Origin of the sequence: Shewanella eurypsychrophilus, from assembly GCF_007004545.3 — a bacterium.
Classification (GTDB): Bacteria; Pseudomonadota; Gammaproteobacteria; order Enterobacterales; family Shewanellaceae; genus Shewanella; species Shewanella eurypsychrophilus.
On record NZ_CP045503.2, the window covers coordinates 5,620,376 to 5,637,090 of the forward strand.

Sequence of the window (16,715 nt, forward strand, 5' to 3'; positions counted from 1 at the left end):
TATTCACAATTTATTCCACTCTAACTACATTTGTAAAGCCAAAAGCAGATAACGTCGTTTTCAGCCCTTCTCCAATTTCATTCGCTGTATAAAATGCATCGCCACTGATAACTTCATCGCTATGTGATTTGTCGTTTTCACTAGAATGGGCGATAAACGCTTGCTGCTCTATGATACTTATGACCCTGGCAGCAATTGCTTTACCTGAATCAACCAGTAATACTTTATTTCCAAGATACAACTGCATCTCATCTTTTAATATAGGGAAGTGGGTACAACCTAGAACTAATGTATCCAGTTCACTATTCATTAAAGGACTTAAAATCGCTGCAACTTGCCGCTGAGTGACTGGATAACCTGCCGCTTTCTGTTCCGCTAGCAGTACAAGTTCGGATGAGGCATAGAGCTCTACTTTGCATCCTGCAGCAAATCGTGTGATTAATTCGTGGGTGTATGTTCGCTTTATCGTTCCAGGGGTAGCGAGTAAACCTATGCATTTTTTCTTCGATAAAGCTGCTGCTGGTTTTATTGCCGGCACCACACCAACAATAGGAATATCCAGCTCAGTGCGTAATGATGGCAGTACTAAGGTACTCGCAGAGTTACAGGCAATCACAACCATAGAGATGTCATGTCGCGCCACAAACCTTGCGATTAGTGCAACACATCCCTCAATCAGATCTATCTCATCTAGCTCACCATAAGGTAGACGTGCATTATCAAATAAATACAGGTAGCTCTCATCAGGTAGTACTTGTCTAATTTCATCAAGGATAGTTAATCCACCGATCCCAGAATCAAAAACGAGTATAGATTTAGACAAATGGCTTCTCCGTTCACTATATTGATTATGGCACTGCACATTATGATGACGAGTATGTAAACATGCCTAAATTTGAATTTTCACATAAGATACGATAAATCGAAAGCCAGAAACTGGACATCTTTGTCATCTAGTATAATAATTCCGCCCCAAATTAAGCCAAGGTGATCAAGAAATGAATTTAGCGGCAATGGATCCTACGACCTATGATGCGCAATTAGAAGAGAAGCGCATCAAGCTGGAACAGATTTTCACAGACTTCGATACACCAAAGTTAGAAGTTTTCAGCTCAGAGCCAGCTCATTACCGTATGCGTTCAGAATTTCGTATTTGGCATGATGGTGATGACATGTATTACTACATGTTCGATAAAGCATTAGACAGTAAAGTTCGCTGTGACCAATTTTTGCCTGCCAGTCGTCTTATCAATGAGATGATGCCTGAGCTTATTGCGGAACTAAAACCTAATACTCTGTTGAGACATAGATTGTTTCAAATCGATTTCCTTTCGACACACAGTGGTGAGATCCTTGTTTCATTGCTGTACCACAAGCAATTAGATCAGCAGTGGGAAGTCGAAGCGAAAGCCCTAAAAGATAAGTTAGCCGCTAAATTTAACGTTAACTTGATTGGCAGAGCACGCAAACAAAAGTTGATTTTTGATAAAGATTTTGTGATTGAAACCCTGACAGTTAATGATAAAGAGCTGCACTATCATCAAATTGAAAATAGCTTCACTCAGCCTAATGGCAAAGTCTCAGTCAAAATGCTTGAATGGGCGATAGACGTTACTAAAAACAGCACTGGCGATCTCTTGGAGCTTTACTGTGGTAACGGAAACTTCTCTATAGCACTCGCTCAAAACTTTGATCGAGTCTTAGCAACTGAACTTGCAAAACCTTCAGTACAGTCTGCTCAGTTCAACATTGATATAAACAAAGTAGATAACTTACAAATCATCCGCATGTCTGCTGAAGACTTCACCGATGCAATGGCTAAAAAGCGTAGCTTTAGACGATTAGAAGGTATTGATTTAGACAGTTATAACTGTAATACCATTTTTGTCGATCCACCACGAGCAGGTATGGATTCAAACACTGTAAAGTTAGTCCAAGGTTATGAGCGTATTATTTACATCTCTTGTAATCCAAATACCTTAATGGATAACTTACAAGAGCTGACTAAGACACATAAGATCACCCGCTTTGCGCTATTCGATCAATTCCCATATACCGACCATATGGAGTCGGGTGTATTTTTAGAGAGGAAATAACACTCTCTTTAACATATGAAAAAGCCAGTAGTTTTTAGCTACTGGCTTTTTTCATCATTCATCAAACCATAAAAAACAAATCGGCTTAACAGCGATAACAATGAGACGAGGCACGGACCAAGGTTAGCGCCTGTCCATTTTAAGTTGTAAAACTTCAGAACCTTTCGCGACCATTCGTAACTGAATCACTAATCTATCAGCGAGCACTTTCCTATCAACACGCTTCATATCGAGTGCCGCCGCGCCCGCATTAAAGACTAACGTCACTAACGCTTCAGCCTGAGCTCTAGCAAGCTCAGGGCTTCGGTTGGCTGTAGCTTCGGTATAATGAGTTAGCTCAGAGATAAAATGCTCTATCTCCCGCGCAACAGCAGCCCTGAAGGGAGCTGACGTACCAGAACGTTCATGCAACAAGATCCTAAATACATTAGGATTTGACTCTAACACTTCCATAAAGGTTTCAACTGAAATACGAATGACACTGCCACCGGCCTCAGCGCGTTGACGCCCTTTACGCATCAACTGTCTTAATGTTAATCCGCCTTCGTCAACCATAGTCAAACCCAGCTCATTCATGTCTTTAAAATGTCTGTAAAACGAGGTTGGAGCGATTTTGGCTTCGCGAGCAACTTCTCGCAAACTCAGACTAGAAAAACTCCGCTCAGCATTAAGTTGATTGAATGCGGCATCAACAAGTGCCCTACGCGTCTTCTCTTTTTGCTGTGCTCTTACGCCCATCATGGTGGATCCGAAACTTAAATGTAATCTCTAGATAATACATTTTTTAACACTAAAGCACAGCCATTAAGTGGTGTTTTCACCTTGACCAAAACCGTTTTGCAAGCTAAATTAGCGTACAGGTGTACGCTCAATTTTCAACTGGATAATATTAATGACCAAACCTCCGTTAATTTGGACCAATGTGGCCCTCTTTTTAATCACTTTCCTCGGTGCTGCGATCTTAGTCCCTTGGTATGGTATGACTCAAGGCTATGGCATATCTGAATGGTTAGCCTTTATTGTCTTTGCTTTTGCCAGTGGTTTATCTATTACCGCTGGATACCATAGACTCTGGTCACATAAGACCTATAAAGCGAAAGCACCTGTGCGCTTCCTTTTTGCACTTGGTGGAGCCCTAGCGCTGCAGAATAGTGCCCTTCACTGGTCTTCAGACCATAGAGTGCACCATAAGCATGTTGATAATAATGATAAAGACCCTTACTCAGCTAAAATGGGGTTCTGGTACAGCCATATAGGTTGGATGCTAAGAGAGTACCAATCTCAGCGGTACCATGATTATAAAAATGTACGTGATCTTCAAAATGACAAGATAGTGATGTGGCAACACAAATATTATTTGCCTTTAGTGATAGTAATGAATATCGCCTTGCCCGCATTTTTAGGCTGGCTCAATGGTGATATTATGGCAATGCTACTCATGGCAGGTCTATTAAGGCTGGTTGTCGTACACCACTGTACTTTTTTCATCAACTCTCTCGCACATGTATGGGGAAACCAGCCTTACACCGATAAAAATACTGCCAGAGATAACGGTTTTATCGCACTTTTAACCTATGGTGAGGGCTATCATAATTTTCACCATATCTTCGAAAATGATTATCGTAACGGCATACAGTGGTGGCAGTACGATCCTACTAAGTGGTTAATTAATTTACTTAACTGGTGTGGCCAAGCCAAAGATCTTCGAGTTACTCCACAGGAAAGAATTGAGACAGCTAAACTAAAGATGCAACTACAGCGCACCCAAGATCGAGTCTCTAGCCTAAGTAACTGTGATGAGGTGTTAGAAAAGCTGCAGGCAGAATATGAGATATTAAAATCCCATCTGGCTGATTATTACCAGGCAAAGAAAGAGCTGCTCGAAGCAAAACGCAAACAGCTAGCCAACCAGCAATTAGTACAGCAAGTCGACGAGATGAAACAACGTTTCATCCTACAGCATAAGAACTGGAAGCTACTCACTGCCACTTACGCTTAATGTCTTGATAAAATGGCTCGATAACATACCTGTCGAGCCGTTATTTTCACTAGACTAGCTTGCTAATCTATTGTCCCTATTCATACTAGCATCCCTCACAGTCTTCATTCCTGAACACTGTTAATTGAAGTAGCCTGACGATAGGACTATGATGACCGCCTAATCACCTTCTTGAGGGACTTTTGAGCTCATGTCAGAATCTAAAATAAAACTTACCGAATACAGTCATGGTGCAGGGTGCGGCTGTAAAATATCCCCAAAAGTCTTAGGTACAATCTTAGCTTCTCAGCTGCCAGTTTTTGAAGACCCAAACTTGTTAGTTGGCAATCAAACTCGCGATGATGCCGCCGTTTATAAGCTCAATGAAGAAACGGGCATCATCAGCACTACCGATTTCTTTATGCCGATTGTAGATGACCCTTTCACTTTTGGTCGTATTGCTGCGACGAATGCCATTAGTGACATCTATGCCATGGGCGGCACGCCAATGATGGCAATTGCCATTTTAGGCTGGCCGATAAACGTTTTACCTGCAGAGGTCGCACAGCAAGTTGTCGACGGCGGGCGTCAAGCATGTGCCGATGCGGGCATTATGCTCGCAGGTGGGCATAGTATTGATTCACCAGAACCTATTTTTGGTTTAGCCGTCACCGGACAGATCCCTCTTACAGAGCTTAAGCAGAACAATACCGCTCAATCTGGTGATAAGCTTTATCTGACAAAACCTTTAGGCATCGGCATCTTAACCACAGCACAAAAACAGAAAAAAATTGCCGATGAAGATATTAATATCGCGGTCGAGGCTATGTGTGAACTCAATGTGCTTGGTCCGATGATTGCTAAATTATCTGGCGTAAATGCTATGACAGATGTCACTGGGTTTGGACTCGCTGGGCATTTAGTCGAAATGTGCCAAGGTGCCACACTCAATGCACAAATCCAATTATCAGCCATACCTTTACTACCAAAAGCAAAAAGCTATTTAGATATGGGTTGCATACCAGGTGGAACCCATAGAAATTATGATAGCTATGGTGAATACCTTCCTGAGCTCACAGATGATCAGAAAGGTATTATCTGTGATCCTCAAACTAGCGGCGGTCTGCTTATTTCAGTCTCACCAGATGCCGAACAAGAGCTGATTGACTTACTCTCTCAGCATAACGTACCCACTCAGTGTATTGGAACTATGACTAATCAAGCACAAACAACTCTTGTGGAACTCATCTAATGAGTAAGCACCTCGTTCCTAAGAGCGCCTATAAAGAGATCATGCTATCTGAACATCCAATCATGGATGTCAGAGCACCTATTGAATTTAATAAGGGCGCGTTTCCTAGCAGCACTAACTTGCCACTGATGCAGGATGGTGAACGTCAGAAAGTGGGAACCTGTTATAAAGATCGCGGTCAAGCTGCAGCCATCGAACTTGGCCACTCTCTAGTACGAGGCAAGATAAAACAACGCCGGGTCGATGCCTGGCTTGAATATCTAGAGCAAAACCCAGACGCCTATCTTTGTTGTTTTCGTGGTGGCTTAAGATCTCAACTAAGCCAGCAGTGGCTAAAAGATGCGGGCTTGTCTGTTCCCTATATTGAAGGCGGCTATAAAGCCATGCGTCAATATCTTATTGATGTCATTGATGATGCACCAAACCAGAAGCCTACGTTTATTCTTAGTGGCATAACAGGAAGCGGTAAAACAGATTTCTTAGTTAAGCGAACAGAAGCCGTCGATTTAGAAGGAATTGCTCATCACAGAGGTTCCAGTTTCGGCCGCTATCACGAACCACAGCCCAGTCAGATTAATTTTGAGAACCGTTTAGCGGTCGAGCTTTTAAAGCATCAGGATAGGCATCAAAGCTGTCTGGTTTTAGAAGATGAAAGCTTTCTTATCGGTCGCTCAGCGATTCCAAAAACGTTTTACACAGCCATGCAGTCTGCGCAGGTCTTAGTTCTGGATGAGTCAGATGAGAATCGACATAACAGATTACTAGAAGAATATGTGCATAAGATGCATTCTGGTTATGTTGAACGTCTTGGAGAAGAAGCTGGATTTATCGCATTTTCAGAGTACTTAAGCCAGAGCATCACTGGAATTAAAAAGCGCCTAGGCGGCCAACTTCATGATGAATTTCAATCTATTATTACCCACGCACTAAACGTGCAACAGCAACGTAATAGCACAGAAGCTCATTTGGAATGGATCACTCTACTACTCAGTAAGTATTACGATCCTATGTACCAATTTCAGCTTGATAAAAAGCAATCTAGAGTCGTCTTCAAGGGTAACCATCAAGCCATGCACGAATGGCTAGATGACTACGCAACAAAATAAGAGTCTTAAGCTAAATATCGACAGCGAATCGAACATGCCTCTAATCATTTTGCAGAGGCATGTTTTGCTGATTCAATGCCGTTAATACAACATGTATTCGCCGGCTAACTGATGACCTTCCCTCTACAGACTGCGCTAAGCTGTTCAATGAAATTGAAACTCTAGGCTGAGTGACCATTAGCGCCTCAATATCACTGCTAAACTCATTAAAATCACGTTGGGATACATAGATCAGCTCACCATTTTTCACAGCCTGAAACAGGCTTTGGCTATTAATCCGACCGCTTTCTTCTCCTGCATTTAACCTGCAAGGCTCTATTGAAATCCAGTTAGCTGACGACATGAGCAATTTGCTAAGAAAACCTTGTTCATTTGTTTCTCTCGCCAGAAAGCAGATGGGCCGTACAGAAAGGCTCTGAATGAGCAACAGATCTTTGGCACATTCAGAGGTGCCGACCAAAAGCGCGCTACCATCTTTTGGAATAACACTTCCCTGGCTGACTGATAACGGATGTATAAACCTAGCCAATAGGTAGGTTATGAACCTTAATCTCAGCTCTGGCAACTTGATAAACAGGAAGAGTCCGACGACAAGATTGGCAAAGGCTAACATTAAGAATAACGATAAAATACTGCCACCTAATGGGCCTAAGAAGAGAATCGCACAAATGGCAGCAACAACCATAAATAACGCATTCATAATGTTGTTTGCCGCAATAGCCTGAGCACATTGCCCCTCTTTAGTGCGAGATTGAATGAAGGCGTATAGAGGTACGATAAATAAGCCACCGCTAACTCCAACCATAAAAAGGTCAAACATCAGCCTATAGTGCTTTAGCTCGGCAATGAAACTGCTAGCGGTATAAGTAAAGGTAGGAATATTTACTGGTACGGCAAAATAAAGATCTATGCCAAAAAGGCTCAGCCCTAATAAGCCGAAGGGTAAGATACCCAGCTCCACTTGCTTAAAAGACAATCGGTCACAGAGGAACGAGCCCACGGCAATACCGATAGAAAATAGTGCTAACAAGAGTGACACCACTGTAGCTCCAGCATGAAGGTGCATCTTAGCGAAATTTGGAAACTGAGTTAAATAAGTAGCCCCAAGAAACCAAAACCAACTAATTGCGATCACTGCCATCCATACGGAGTGTGTCTTTCTCACTTTTTTGATACTTGCTACAGTTCCAGAAAATGGCGTAAACCTTAGCTTCTTGGGGACAAAGCCTAAGGGAACTGCGGGAATAAAAAGACTTGAGGCATAACCAATACACGCTAATACAAGCACAGTGATAGCAGCCAAAGTATTTGCATGATCGCTAGCCACAATGAGACCTGCAGCTATGGTGCCAATCAGTATTGAAATAAATGTCCCCATCTCAACCCAGGCATTCCCCCTTACAAGCTCAACATCGGCAAGCACCATAGGCAAAAGCGAATACTTTACCGGACCAAAAAAAGCCGATTGAGTGCCCATTAAGAAAAGCAGCACTAGCATCAGCAAATAACTTTGAGTGATGATAGCGGCGGCTCCGCAACACATGATAATAACTTCAAGTAATTTGAGACGCTGAATTAAGGCGGCCTTATCTATATTATCGGCAATAAGACCCGCATGAGCAGAGAAAAGGAAAAAAGGCAGAATAAATAAACCTGCCGCTAGATTAACGAACAAGTTAACATCTAAAGGCAGGCTTTCAATCTGAGAGAAAGTCACCAAGAGCAATAAAACGTTCTTATAGACATTGTCGTTTAACGCCCCTAAACACTGAGTGATAAAGTAAGGTAAGAAGCGTCGCGTCAATATCATTATTTACCTTCCTAAATCGGGTGCTTATTGGCTTAAACCGCAGATAAACAAAAGGCCATCGCTCATCGATGGCCTAGCATAAATATAAACAGCTAATTTTCGGCGGTCAGCAGCTTATCCCAAGGTAAGTGGGGCGAGCCAACCACAATAAAGTTAGGATTTTCCAATGATTCACGCTCATTATAACTCAGCGGCTGCAGCTCTATATCCATGATCTGTCCACCGGCTTCCTCAACGATTATTTGCGCAGCTCCTGTATCCCACTCTCCGGTTGGACCGATACGAACATAGCAATCTGCTTTACCTTCAGCAACCAAACAGCTCTTGAGTGCAGCGCCACCAAGGACGATCAACTCACAATGTTTGGAATGGCTAAACAACTTGAGCACCGACTTAGGATCTTGACGGCGGCTAACGGCTAACTTTAGAGGCGGATCTTGATCATCTGCCAGTTGACGGCTCACTATCCTGACTTCAGCTTGATTGTCACGCTTATAAGCACCGAGTCCTGCAATGGCGTAGTAGCAGACCTCTGTCATAGGCACATAAACAATCCCCATGATCGGTCGATTGTGCTCCACTAGAGCTATAATTACCGAAAAATCCCCACTCCCAGCGATAAATTCACCCGTGCCATCTAAGGGATCGACCAGCCAATAGCGCTGCCAATGTTGGCGCTCAGAAAAAGGAACATTGGCATCTTCTTCAGAAAGCACCGGAATATCTGGAGTTAATGCCTGTAGAGCTGAAGTTATAATATTATGTGCAGCAATATCGGCTGAAGTAACAGGCGTATTATCTGACTTTATCTCTTTATCGAAGGTGCCTTTAAGATAGATATCACGTATCTCTTTTCCTGCCTCAATGGCAATATCAATGGCTTGCTCTACGTACTCTTCTGGCTTCATAACTGCTCCAACAGCCCACAACAAGTAAAACTTTAAAAAAATAAATTATAAACAATTATAGTTTTAGGTATTTTTGAGCTAAAAACAAGGCACTTATGCTTCTAGATTCAGAAAAATCATCTTGTTCCAATAAAGATTGCCATTGATTCAGCGGCCAAGGAACCATTTCAATAGGCTCAGGTTCATCACCTTCCAAAACACTCTCATATAGATCTTCGGCGATAAATATCTGCATTTTACTTGAAAAGTAACCAGGCGCTAAGCTGACTTCCATTAGATGAGTTAACTTTTTTGCGCCAAAGCCTATCTCTTCTTGAAGTTCACGATTTGCTGCTTCATGCGCCTCTTCACCTGGGTCAATCAAGCCTTTAGGAAAACCAAGTTCATAAGTGTGAGTGCCAGCCGCATATTCACGGCCAAGTAGTAAAGTTTCGCCATTAAGCACAGGTACCACCATCACCGCACCACGATTATTACCTTTCATCCGCTCATATTGACGCTCGACTTGGTTCGAGAACTTAAGATCCACTTGCTCTATTTTAAACAAACGGCTTTGCGCAACAATTTTTGAACCTAGAATTTCCGGTTTTTGATGCTTCATAGAAGATTCCTGAGACAAATAATATTTCTGGTTAACAGTACAATCTTACTATCATGTTTCTAATCCACAACAATAAACTGCCTTGATTAAAGAATAAGATAGATTAGTATTATACCAATCGGTATAAGTAAGTGGTCAATTCAGAGTTATTTTTTGGCGGCATAATTCAAGGCGAATGAGTGAGGAAATGGTGATCCCTTTTGAACTCATTCAACACAGAAGTAGGCTGCCAAAAACACTCCTGGAAGGCGAGTTTTAGCACTTCTGATACGGCGTTAACGAGCTTAAACGTAGAATAACTATGTCTCTCACTCGTTGCCTTGCCTCACAAGCGCTAAACTCTCGCTGAATGACCACATCTTTATACCGATTGGTATTAAGCTAAGTCGCTTGTGAAATATAAGTCACCCTCTACACTTCGAATGTTAAAAGCTAAAATGGATAAATGATGTTTCCATGGAATGAAATAGATACAGTGTTATTAGATATGGATGGAACCTTACTGGACCTTCATTTCGATAATCACTTCTGGTTAAGCTTAGTCCCGGCAGAATTATGCCGACAGAGAGGTTTAGATAACCAAACAGCTCAAGCGCTAGTTGAGTCATCTTACGATAAGGTTTTTGGTACGTTAGACTGGTATTGCCTAGATTATTGGGAAAATGAATTACAGCTCGACATCTTGGGGCTACATAAAACATTAGTCGATAGGATCCAGTTAAGACAAGATAGCATGCCGTTCCTATCGGCCTTAGGTAAACAGAAAAAATCACGTACCCTGGTCACTAATGCACACCCAAAGAGCTTAGCACTTAAGCTTGAACACACTGATTTGGCCTCTGGATTGGATAATATTCTATCTAGCCATGAAACCGGTTATCCCAAAGAGCACCCTCACTTCTGGCAACATCTGTTTATTCAATTTCAGTTAGACCCCAGTCGTTGCCTATTTATCGATGATAATGAGGCTATCTTACAGGCCGCACAAGAGGCTGGTGTTGGCTATCAGTTAGGGATCACTAACCCTGATAGTCAGAAACCAGATAAAGTATTCAGCGATTTCCCAGCAATTGGCGACTATCATCTGCTACTGGATGATCTTCTGGCGGGTTAACTTGGTTGGTATAGCTTAACTGCGGTCATCAAAAAGGCACCTACTTGGTGCCTTTATAAAACAAAAGATAATACTCTTTTATATTGTGATTAGATCCCAGGAATTCTACCTTGATAACTTATCGGGTAGTAACCTTGGCTGTCTTTTTTACCTAAGAATGCCAGTGCCCTCTTTAGATCTTCCGGCTGTGATGGCGTCTCTTTTATCTTAGCGCTAACTTGCACAACTTTTTCAGCCTGCAACACGACGGTGCCAGCGAAACCTAGCTGATTCATGGTCTCATCTGACTTCACTTTCACATTGCCATCAACACAACTCAAGCCTAGTTCTATGTCACCTAACGGGTAATTACCAAACTGGTTTTTTACATTGACGCTATTGAGAAACAATTTACCATTTAGCTGTTCACACCAAGGAGTACCTTGCTCTAGTGTATCGACAAATAAGCTAATGTCGCCACCAATCTTTGTCCGAAAAGGCAATCTATTATTACCTAAAAGAAAGCTACTAGGTGCTTCAAACCGCAAGCCTTCTGCATCAATGCCACTCATAGAAAGCGTCACTAGCCCCTTCCCATTAACGGCTGAACCTCGGTTACCAATCACTAAATCTAACTTCGCCTGGCCCAAGAATAATGCCCAAGGGCTTAACTGCCAACTCACCTGCTCCAGCTGGCGCTTTTGAACCGTCACAGACTCAATATTGCCTGACCAGATAGAACCTGAAATGCCGCTCAAGTTTACACCATTAGGAATTGGCGCAATTTTAACGACAAAGCTAGCGGGCAACAAAGCGACCAAAAACACTAAGTAGATACACACACCAATGATAATTTTTTTCGCTAAATTCACTTCAATACCTTTAAATAAAAAACAATCATTACTGTGATAATTGAATACGACGAACACGGACTAGACCAGGGGTATCTGACTCAGCGAGATCTATACTCTCTAAAGACAAACCTTTCTCTTGAACCAGCTCATTGAGATAACCAAGTAAAGATTCAAAAGGGACATCATCCATCCAGACTTGGATCTTCTTCCCTTGAGGCTGCATGCGGGTGATCTCCAGACCAAATGCACCTGCACTTTGGTTAACTGCTGCACTTAAACTGCCCTTAAAGCTGGGTTTATTGCCGTTTTCTTGCAGCCCTGCAATCTTATTCGCTGTCTGTTTAACAAAGTTAAGCGTACCCTGCTGGGCTTGTAGACCGCGCTCTGCATCGAGCTCTGCATTTGAGATCGGCGTCCAGATCCCCCAATACAGGATGCCAATAAACAAGAACACACCACAGGTACCAACCAATTGCTTTTCACGAAGAACTAAGCCATCCCACCATACTTTAACGTTTTCCATGTTACTTGATCCTCAACGTTAACGTGCTGGTGACTGAGTTCTCACCACTATTCATTGCACCAGAGTCGAGCTGGTATGAGCGAGATACAATGTCTTTGAACCGCTCTACCTGTGCATAGCTCTTGGCAATCACTTGCATGCGCAGTTCATTACGAGCGCTATCGAAACGAAGCGTTGTAGGCTTAAGTTCGGGTACTTGGGTAAATGCTTCTTCTAAGCCTTCAAGCATAGAAAAGAACTCACTCCCCCCGCCTTGACCTTGCATGCTGCGCAAATGTCTATCCATCTGAGATCTAAGGTTTACAATTCGAGAGGTCCCCGGTACAGCTTGCTTAAAGATAGCTTCACTCTGCTGCTGCAAACGCGCTTTCTCACTATTCATCTGGTGAATATTCAGCCCTTTGTTCACCAATGACAGTAACAAAGCAATCGCTATCACTATTGCGGCATTACGCCATATCTGAACATGCTTACCATAGTCACGTTTTGGTAAATAAGCACCGGTGAGCAAGTTTATCGGAGCTGACAATATTCCCTTTGCAAGAACTAGCATTGGAAGCTCAAGCTCCTGAAGTTGCACCTCAGCTCCCACTAAGCTTAAATCACTATATGCGGCAACAGTGACAGGAGTACCGGCCTGCGTCGGAAGCAGTTTAGGTAAAGCCATATTCAGCCAGCTTTCACTGAGGCTAACACCAGCACCAACACCTGTACGTAGCAAATATTCTTGATTAAATTTAATCGCAGCCCACTGGCATTGCTCCAGCGGCAGGGCCAGGCAATCAGGGACGATACGCTTAACTTTTAAGCCAGCTTCACTTAACCAAGATAACCAAGTTTGCATCTGCTCATGGGCAACAACTGCCACGCTTAAAAGTTCACCATCACGTGGACCGGTGACAAAATGAAGATCGTCGACATTTTCGGCTAGATTTTCTTCGAGCATAAACGGCAAAGCTTGGATAGCTTGACGTTGTCCCTTTTCGGGTAGCTCCACATTCGTAAGGGTAATGGCCGATGAAGGTACCAGCACATCCACCGGACGATTGCCGGCACGCTCAGTTAAACTCGATAATGCTGCAGCATCTTTAAGCTCACCCGAACCAATTATCTCTTGCTCTAACTCAGACCAAACCAGCCAAGAGCAGGGCTGCTCAGAACTTGATCCTAAGCGGATAAATAGTCTTTCACTCACATCAGTTCTCCACAAACTTTATCTGTAATAACCCAGACAGTATTCTGATTATTTTTATTATGCTCACTGACTAAACCTGGTTTCAACATGCTACTTTTGTCCACCAAATTGGCGAGTTAGTATTTCCATATTAGTCCCTGACCTCTTCATCACGCTTTCTAAGCGAAAGGTGGCGTTATCGACTTTAGCGCCAGCCTCTAACGAGAAATAATTGGTATCGACAGCAAAGCTAGTCTTTAGCGCGGCATCGGTAAATAGACTAGATACAGAAGATAACTCAGTAAAATCTTCTATCTTCTCGTAGCCGTCTCCTGGACGCTGATTGATGATGCTCTCAGCTTCACCGACAGATATTTTGTTATCAAACATACCCGCTAATAATGCCGCTTGTTCAACCTTAATGGTATTCACATTCAGCACTTGAGCTGAATAACCCGGAATGACGCAAATATAGGGTAGTATTTTAAGATAAATATCTTGGGTATACCCCATCACAGCACGCAATTCACTGCGATGATTCATCAGGGTATTCGCCGCCCGATAGGGTACCGCTCGAGATTCATAATCTGCGTCTTCGGCACCAAAAGGGCTGGCGGTTGTATCTTCGTCAATATAATCTTTTAGGGTATGAGTTAAACGCTCGGCACCGAACTCATCCATACCCAAAGCAACAAGTAAGCCCTTATATTGCACCGCCGCCAATGGTAACTTAGGCCTACCATTTTCTAGCTCTTTGCTCTCAACCGATAATGCATTGAGGTTGAAACAAGATTGTAGATCTGAAATATTCCCGCCAATTTCACCATGCTCTGCAGGAAAGACCACATCGCTCTGCGCCCAGTATTGCTGCAAATGCACTGTACCGTCGGCATCTTCGAGATCTTGTTTCAGTATTTTCTTGGCAAGCTCTTCCGCCGAGATGGCATACCAAAACGCCTGATCATACTGGGCTAAATTTAGTGTACGGCGAACCGATAGCTGATTACGGCTATTAATATTGGTCGCAATAATAGCCACCATAGCAACGATGAGCATCACTACAATAAGAGCCACACCTCGTTGCTTTCCAGGAAACTTAGTCACAGACTAAGGTCCAACTGATTTTTTAGTGGCAGAATCCCAGCTACTTTAATCATCTTTATTACCATTATTTATCGTCATCGTTGCTAGCAGTAGGTGCACCTTGAGGTAATAAAAACTTACGCTGGATCTTACCTAAACCTTCAAGCTCAACCTCCATGGCTATCGCTTTCGGTAATTTTGTGCCGTCAACTTTTCTTTCCCACTTGTCTTCCATATAGAAGGAATACTCAACCGACAGTACATTCTTCATGACTATGGTTTTTATTGGTTCGGCACCGAATTCAGGCTCAGGGTAAGGGTAATACCAGCGTTCTAATGCATTATCTCTAACCACATAGGCCACAGATTGCAAACTGCCTCGTGGTAAAATACCATCAGGGTTAAGCCAGCCTAAACGGAAAAAAACCAGCGCTTCAGACTCTGAATCCAACATATCAGAGCCAGTTTGAAATACAGTACTGCCGCGGCCACCCTCTAATAATCTTGGTGTTCTCGCCACCATCTGGCCCAAATCACGTTCCAGAGCCCCAAAGCCCTGTTGCATCGCCTTCAATTTGGCAGAAAACTCTTTGGTTATTTCGTCATTCTTAATCACGGTACTCAATACTGAGTTAGCCGCCAGACCAAGCATGGCAAAGATAGCGATAGCAACCAGCATCTCGAGTAAGGTAAAACCTGCATTAACTCTATTCTGGGTTAAGTACATAGCTACTCACCTGGGCGACAATCCGCTTATAACGCGCATCATTACTGACGCTAATACGGATCATCCGAAATTTATCATCTGTGGTTTTCACCACTTCTTTACGCCAATACCAATCACGGCCAGCAAGTTCCATCTCGCCATCTTTCTTACCTATGTCAGGAAATGCAGTTTCTAACCTGGCATCGACCATCACATTATCAACAACCCATTGTGCATAAGTTCGTTCTTCAAGAATGGGCATATTGGCAATCTGATCACCCAAGCTCTTAGTGATAGATACTGCGGCAATGGAAAATACGGCTAAGGCCACAATAACTTCGAGTAACGTCATGCCTTTATGCTGCCGAAAATTGGCATTCAGCAGGTTAACTCTCATTGAAAATCACCCTCGGACTCATCGTATCTCCCCAGAGTTAATCGGCCCAGTGAGTCACCAACGACTAAGGCTTCGATCTCTTTTCCCTGCTCATCCTCTCGAAAGAAGGTCATTTCAAACGCGCTCATCTCGCCACTTGGAAATAACAATATCTGTGGTTCAGGAAACTTCTTTTTGTCGTCTTCCGTCTTCTCAATCAAAGGTTCATCGAACCAAGAGTCACTTTCCTCATCTTCCTGAACCAAAGGTAGGCCATCAAGCATCAGACTAATCTGCACCCCGTGTTCCATCTGACGTTCAGCAAGTATTCTGTCTTTATCCAGAGGTTTCCATTTACCTTCGTCGTAATACACAAACTTATAACTCGTATCATCGACGACGACGCCAATGAAATGGCCACTCAACACAGTTTCATCTAGCACCATTTCTGTGGCAGACATAAACTGTAAAGCTGTCCTCTCAAGCGCTTTTTTACTATCGGCACCCGTCATGGTCATAGTCACTGCCGATGCAGCTAAGCCCATCAAGAGCACGACTAAAAGCACCTCCATTAAGGTGAATCCTTTTTGGCTAAAGGACTTCATTGACCACTCCTATTTAAGGAGCTATCTATGTATTCATGCGTCATAGTAGGCAAGCATAGTGCTTTCATTTGGTAGTTTTTGATAACTCAATCTCAGTGATTACTGAAAATTCTGTAGATTCCAGTTGCCGATATCATCTTCTGTTCCGGCCTGACCGTCTGGACCTGGACTAAAGATATCAATTTTACCATTTTCGCCAGGGCTCAATAACAAGTAGTCATTTCTCCAAGGATCTTGTGGTAAACGTTTCACATAACCATCTTCACGATAATTACGTGGCTCTGGTGAGCTATTTGGCTTCTGAACTAATGCATCAAGACCCTGATCAGTCGTTGGATAGATGCTGTTATCTAAGCGATACATGTCCAGTGCATTTTCAAGCGCAACAATATCAGACACCGCTTTTTGTTGATCAGCCTTATCCTTGTTGCCCATTAAATTTGGCACAACCATCGAAGCCAGAATCCCTAAGATCACGATAACAACCATGACTTCGAGTAGGGTAAAACCTTTCTGCTTATTTCTTGTTTGCATTAACAACATCCTCTTA

At 42.9% G+C, this 16,715-nt stretch carries 18 protein-coding genes; 5 read left to right on the plus strand and 13 right to left on the minus strand.

From position 1 onward, the window contains the following. Nucleotides 1-10: 10 nt before the first annotated feature. Entirely contained in the window at nucleotides 11-823 is an 813-nt protein-coding gene (murI, locus tag FM038_RS24195) for a glutamate racemase (RefSeq protein ID WP_142873437.1), read from the minus strand. Nucleotides 824-998: 175 nt separating this feature from the next. Between murI and trmA the strand changes: the two genes are divergently transcribed. Then, entirely contained in the window at nucleotides 999-2,096 is a 1,098-nt protein-coding gene (trmA, locus tag FM038_RS24200) for a tRNA (uridine(54)-C5)-methyltransferase TrmA (protein ID WP_142873436.1), read from the plus strand. A gap of 123 nt (nucleotides 2,097-2,219) precedes the next feature. On the opposite strand, the gene fabR is transcribed toward trmA, so the two are convergent. Continuing rightward, nucleotides 2,220-2,834 (minus strand): HTH-type transcriptional repressor FabR, encoded by a 615-nt coding sequence (gene fabR, locus FM038_RS24205; protein WP_142873578.1) that lies wholly within the window; start codon nucleotides 2,832-2,834, stop codon nucleotides 2,220-2,222. A 154-nt stretch (nucleotides 2,835-2,988) separates the two neighbouring features. Between fabR and FM038_RS24210 the strand changes: the two genes are divergently transcribed. The 3 genes from FM038_RS24210 to mnmH all read left to right on the plus strand — a co-directional run bounded on the left by FM038_RS24210 (nucleotide 2,989) and on the right by mnmH (nucleotide 6,432). Continuing rightward, on the plus strand, nucleotides 2,989-4,095 hold the full coding sequence (locus tag FM038_RS24210; protein ID WP_142873435.1) for an acyl-CoA desaturase: 1,107 nt from the start codon (nucleotides 2,989-2,991) through the stop codon (nucleotides 4,093-4,095). 190 nt (nucleotides 4,096-4,285) lie between these two features. Beyond that, on the plus strand, nucleotides 4,286-5,326 hold the full coding sequence (gene selD, locus FM038_RS24215) for a selenide, water dikinase SelD (RefSeq protein WP_142873434.1): 1,041 nt from the start codon (nucleotides 4,286-4,288) through the stop codon (nucleotides 5,324-5,326). Then, the gene (mnmH, locus tag FM038_RS24220; RefSeq protein WP_142873433.1) at nucleotides 5,326-6,432 is read left to right on the plus strand and encodes a tRNA 2-selenouridine(34) synthase MnmH; all 1,107 of its coding nucleotides are present in this window, start codon (nucleotides 5,326-5,328) and stop codon (nucleotides 6,430-6,432) included. The genes selD and mnmH overlap by 1 nt, the downstream gene beginning before the upstream one ends. Nucleotides 6,433-6,472: 40 nt before the next feature. On the opposite strand, the gene FM038_RS24225 is transcribed toward mnmH, so the two are convergent. From FM038_RS24225 to nudE, 3 genes are all read right to left on the minus strand, one after another. After that, nucleotides 6,473-8,242: an MFS transporter gene (locus tag FM038_RS24225; RefSeq protein WP_142873432.1), complete on the minus strand. Its 1,770-nt coding sequence runs from the start codon at nucleotides 8,240-8,242 to the stop codon at nucleotides 6,473-6,475. A 92-nt stretch (nucleotides 8,243-8,334) separates the two neighbouring features. Continuing rightward, complete coding sequence (gene cysQ / locus FM038_RS24230; protein WP_142873431.1) at nucleotides 8,335-9,150, minus strand: 3'(2'),5'-bisphosphate nucleotidase CysQ; 816 nt, start codon at nucleotides 9,148-9,150, stop codon at nucleotides 8,335-8,337. Between the two features lie 55 nt (nucleotides 9,151-9,205). Further along, complete coding sequence (gene nudE, locus FM038_RS24235; protein WP_142873430.1) at nucleotides 9,206-9,751, minus strand: ADP compounds hydrolase NudE; 546 nt, start codon at nucleotides 9,749-9,751, stop codon at nucleotides 9,206-9,208. A 448-nt stretch (nucleotides 9,752-10,199) separates the two neighbouring features. Here nudE and yrfG point away from each other — a divergent pair, with 448 nt between their 5' ends. Then, nucleotides 10,200-10,865, plus strand: a complete 666-nt coding sequence (gene yrfG / locus FM038_RS24240; protein WP_142873577.1) for a GMP/IMP nucleotidase — start codon at nucleotides 10,200-10,202, stop codon at nucleotides 10,863-10,865. A gap of 89 nt (nucleotides 10,866-10,954) precedes the next feature. Here yrfG and FM038_RS24245 read toward each other — a convergent pair whose 3' ends face one another. The 8 genes from FM038_RS24245 to gspG all read right to left on the minus strand — a co-directional run bounded on the left by FM038_RS24245 (nucleotide 10,955) and on the right by gspG (nucleotide 16,699). Beyond that, nucleotides 10,955-11,716, minus strand: coding sequence for a type II secretion system protein N (locus FM038_RS24245; protein WP_142873429.1), 762 nt, complete (start codon nucleotides 11,714-11,716; stop codon nucleotides 10,955-10,957). Nucleotides 11,717-11,744: 28 nt separating this feature from the next. Further along, entirely contained in the window at nucleotides 11,745-12,221 is a 477-nt protein-coding gene (locus tag FM038_RS24250) for a type II secretion system protein M (protein WP_142873428.1), read from the minus strand. Nucleotide 12,222: 1 nt separating this feature from the next. Beyond that, complete coding sequence (gene gspL, locus FM038_RS24255) at nucleotides 12,223-13,416, minus strand: type II secretion system protein GspL (protein ID WP_142873427.1); 1,194 nt, start codon at nucleotides 13,414-13,416, stop codon at nucleotides 12,223-12,225. Nucleotides 13,417-13,506: 90 nt separating this feature from the next. Beyond that, a complete protein-coding gene (gene gspK, locus FM038_RS24260; protein WP_185965807.1) occupies nucleotides 13,507-14,499 on the minus strand; it encodes a type II secretion system minor pseudopilin GspK in 993 nt (330 codons plus the stop codon). Between the two features lie 64 nt (nucleotides 14,500-14,563). After that, entirely contained in the window at nucleotides 14,564-15,205 is a 642-nt protein-coding gene (gene gspJ, locus FM038_RS24265) for a type II secretion system minor pseudopilin GspJ (RefSeq protein WP_142873426.1), read from the minus strand. Beyond that, complete coding sequence (gene gspI, locus FM038_RS24270) at nucleotides 15,186-15,581, minus strand: type II secretion system minor pseudopilin GspI (RefSeq protein ID WP_142873425.1); 396 nt, start codon at nucleotides 15,579-15,581, stop codon at nucleotides 15,186-15,188. Before gspI ends, gspJ begins: the two co-directional genes overlap by 20 nt. Continuing rightward, the gene (gspH, locus tag FM038_RS24275) at nucleotides 15,578-16,165 is read right to left on the minus strand and encodes a type II secretion system minor pseudopilin GspH (RefSeq protein WP_142873424.1); all 588 of its coding nucleotides are present in this window, start codon (nucleotides 16,163-16,165) and stop codon (nucleotides 15,578-15,580) included. Before gspH ends, gspI begins: the two co-directional genes overlap by 4 nt. A gap of 99 nt (nucleotides 16,166-16,264) precedes the next feature. Next, complete coding sequence (gspG, locus tag FM038_RS24280; protein WP_142873423.1) at nucleotides 16,265-16,699, minus strand: type II secretion system major pseudopilin GspG; 435 nt, start codon at nucleotides 16,697-16,699, stop codon at nucleotides 16,265-16,267. Nucleotides 16,700-16,715 lie beyond the last annotated feature (16 nt).

Coding starts and splice junctions, on each gene's coding strand:
- trmA (WP_142873436.1), top strand. CDS start 999: ATGAATTTAGCGGCAATGGATCCTACGACCTATGATGCGCAATTAGAA.
- fabR (WP_142873578.1), bottom strand. CDS start 2,834: ATGGGCGTAAGAGCACAGCAAAAAGAGAAGACGCGTAGGGCACTTGTT.
- FM038_RS24210 (WP_142873435.1), top strand. CDS start 2,989: ATGACCAAACCTCCGTTAATTTGGACCAATGTGGCCCTCTTTTTAATC.
- selD (WP_142873434.1), top strand. CDS start 4,286: ATGTCAGAATCTAAAATAAAACTTACCGAATACAGTCATGGTGCAGGG.
- mnmH (WP_142873433.1), top strand. CDS start 5,326: ATGAGTAAGCACCTCGTTCCTAAGAGCGCCTATAAAGAGATCATGCTA.
- FM038_RS24225 (WP_142873432.1), bottom strand. CDS start 8,242: ATGATATTGACGCGACGCTTCTTACCTTACTTTATCACTCAGTGTTTA.
- cysQ (WP_142873431.1), bottom strand. CDS start 9,150: ATGAAGCCAGAAGAGTACGTAGAGCAAGCCATTGATATTGCCATTGAG.
- nudE (WP_142873430.1), bottom strand. CDS start 9,751: ATGAAGCATCAAAAACCGGAAATTCTAGGTTCAAAAATTGTTGCGCAA.
- yrfG (WP_142873577.1), top strand. CDS start 10,200: ATGTTTCCATGGAATGAAATAGATACAGTGTTATTAGATATGGATGGA.
- FM038_RS24250 (WP_142873428.1), bottom strand. CDS start 12,221: ATGGAAAACGTTAAAGTATGGTGGGATGGCTTAGTTCTTCGTGAAAAG.
- gspJ (WP_142873426.1), bottom strand. CDS start 15,205: ATGTACTTAACCCAGAATAGAGTTAATGCAGGTTTTACCTTACTCGAG.
- gspI (WP_142873425.1), bottom strand. CDS start 15,581: ATGAGAGTTAACCTGCTGAATGCCAATTTTCGGCAGCATAAAGGCATG.
- gspH (WP_142873424.1), bottom strand. CDS start 16,165: ATGAAGTCCTTTAGCCAAAAAGGATTCACCTTAATGGAGGTGCTTTTA.
- gspG (WP_142873423.1), bottom strand. CDS start 16,699: ATGCAAACAAGAAATAAGCAGAAAGGTTTTACCCTACTCGAAGTCATG.